This is a genomic window from Mesorhizobium sp. M7A.F.Ca.CA.001.04.2.1, assembly GCF_003998485.1.
In the GTDB taxonomy this organism is placed as follows: domain Bacteria; phylum Pseudomonadota; class Alphaproteobacteria; order Rhizobiales; family Rhizobiaceae; genus Mesorhizobium; species Mesorhizobium ciceri.
This window is the reverse complement of the sequence record NZ_RZQT01000265.1, coordinates 1-2,211: the sequence shown is the minus strand read 5'-3', so window position 1 is coordinate 2,211 and position 2,211 is coordinate 1. Positions and strand designations below refer to the sequence as shown.

Sequence of the window (2,211 nt, the reverse complement as noted above, 5' to 3'; positions counted from 1 at the left end):
GATCAGCCGGAACCAACTGATCCAGCGTTACCATCTCGAGCGCGGTCTGTTCAGGGGCGGGTCGCTTCAACATGACCCAGTGAATCAAAAACCCCCGGCAAATGCCAGGGGTTTGTCAGCAGCCTGAAAGCGCTGGCCTTGCGGTCAGCGCTTTTCTGTTTTGGGGCAGGGAAGCCCTTGGTTAGTTGGCAGTGCAGAAATGCTGTTCGCCGTCATTGCCGGTGAACGTGCCGGTACGGGAATTGAAGCTGCGGTAGCGGTCCGAGCAATATTCGTACCAGTCACGCGTCCACGGTTCGGCATAACGATTGGCGTAGACCACCCGCGGCTCCGCATAATAGCGGCGGACCGGGGCCGGGCGCACCACGACGTCACGATCGTAGTAACCGTCATCGTAGTAGCGGTCAGCGTCGGGCGGCGGGCGGTCATTGGCCAATGCGCCACCGATCAGCGCCCCGGCCGCGAGGCCGAGCACGCCGGCGGCAATGGCATCGCCATTGCCATGATGGCCATGATGACGGCGCCAGTCGCGCGCATTGGCGGCGGGCAAGGCCGTGAGCGTGGTGGCGGCCACGGCAGCGGCCAGGACGGCGGTTTTGAAAATTCGGTTCATGTCGGTCTCCTTCGTTCCGGCCCGTGCAGTTTCGGGGATGCGGTCCGGCTTTACCGAAGACTAATATGCGACCGTGGCTGAACGGGGGCTGAACGGATTTTAACGTGTTTATTCAAAACGGACGTCAAAAATCACAGGCTCTCAAGGGAGCGATCTGCCCGGGAGCGCCGGTTCGAAGCCGGCTCAGCCGACCGACAGGTTGACGGCCTTGGGACCCTTGCCGCGCTTATCCGGCTCGGTATCGAACGACACTTTCTGCCCATCCTCGAGGCCGGGAAGACCGGACGCCTGCACAGCTGAAATATGGACGAAAACATCCTTCGCGCCATCATCGGGCGTGATGAAGCCGAAGCCCTTGGCATGATTGAAGAATTTGACGGTGCCGGTCTGCGGCATGGGAAGCTCCTTTGTCCCATAAACTCCAGTCTCGGGCCGGCAAATGCCCGAGTGGAAATTTGTCCTTTATTTTAGCGTCATCGGCAAGAGAAAGTTTTGCGGGCGTCTAAAGCACGTTGCGGCATGCTTCGGGTCTTTGTTTTTATGCAAGTCGTTGCCCAGAACCCGGCCGCTTGGGCGACATCACTGGCCCGCGCCTTCGATAAGGAAAAGGCGCGACGAAGATCGCCGCGCCTTTCCAAATTCAGATCCCTCTCCAGGCCAGGTGCAGGCATGGAGCCTCCGTCGCACGTCTAAGTGACATGCGGCGCGCCGATGGCTCAGGCTGCGCGGAGGTTGACGGCCTTGGGGCCCTTGCCCATGCGGTCCGGCTCGACGTCGAAGGTGACCTTCTGGCCGTCAACGAGCGTGCGCAAGCCGGAAGCTTCGATCGCGGAGATATGGACGAACACATCCTTGGCGCCACCATCGGGCGTGATGAAACCGAAGCCTTTGGTCGCGTTGAAGAATTTAACGGTGCCGGTCTGGGCCATTGGGGAAACTCCTTCACCCGTTCAGTCTTTGGTGGTCCCGCCCGCCGCCTGGCGCAAAGGGCAGTTCCCGGTGGTTGCTTCGGCAGTCATGCATTGGCGCATGGTCAAACCCCCCGCCGAAAACGGGGCCGTCAGAGATTCACAGTATCGGGGAAAGGTCGTCCAAAACGTTCCGCTCTCCGGGTCGCAAATGCCCGAACACGGAATTTATCGCACGGAAACGTGATGGTTGCAAGATACCGCCGCGGGCCGCCGTACTGGCGCGTCCCGACGCATCAATCGACTGACCTGAGCATCGATGGGCTCGGCATAGGCTTGCTTGCCGGCCGGGTCATCGGCCAGAACCGGGCCACGAATGGGCCAGATGTCGAGGTGGCCGAGGAAGTCGACGCCGCCTACAGCCCCAGCGCGTTTCCGACTGAAAGGGCTGCAAACGGGGATTGCATTTGGCAAGGGAATGGCGAGGATCGGCAACCGGGGACGCGATCGTGGGAGATCATCATGAAATATCTGGCGGCAATCTTTTCGCGGCAGGGTTTTGTCATCCTGTTGCTGTCGGCACTTCTTCCCGCCTGCACCGTCGTCGTCGATGACGGACCAGGGCCGCGTCCGCGTCCGCCCCGGCCGGAACCGCAATATTGCAGCAAGCAGTACGAGCCGGTCTGTGCC

At 61.0% G+C, this 2,211-nt stretch carries 3 protein-coding genes and 1 pseudogene; 1 reads left to right on the top strand and 3 read right to left on the bottom strand.

Annotation, left to right across the window (positions count from 1 at the left end):
* Nucleotides 1-181: 181 nt before the first annotated feature.
* The 3 genes from EN955_RS34320 to EN955_RS34310 all read right to left on the bottom strand — a co-directional run bounded on the left by EN955_RS34320 (nt 182) and on the right by EN955_RS34310 (nt 1,542).
* Nucleotides 182-613: a BA14K family protein gene (locus EN955_RS34320; protein ID WP_013530019.1), complete on the bottom strand. Its 432-nt coding sequence runs from the start codon at nt 611-613 to the stop codon at nt 182-184.
* A 183-nt stretch (nt 614-796) separates the two neighbouring features.
* A complete protein-coding gene (locus tag EN955_RS34315) occupies nt 797-1,009 on the bottom strand; it encodes a cold-shock protein (protein WP_013530020.1) in 213 nt (70 codons plus the stop codon).
* A gap of 320 nt (nt 1,010-1,329) precedes the next feature.
* A complete protein-coding gene (locus EN955_RS34310) occupies nt 1,330-1,542 on the bottom strand; it encodes a cold-shock protein (RefSeq protein WP_006202520.1) in 213 nt (70 codons plus the stop codon).
* A gap of 501 nt (nt 1,543-2,043) precedes the next feature.
* On the opposite strand from EN955_RS34310, the pseudogene EN955_RS35805 reads away from it, so the two are divergent.
* A pseudogene (locus EN955_RS35805) lies at nt 2,044-2,211 on the top strand (peptidase); the annotation flags it as partial.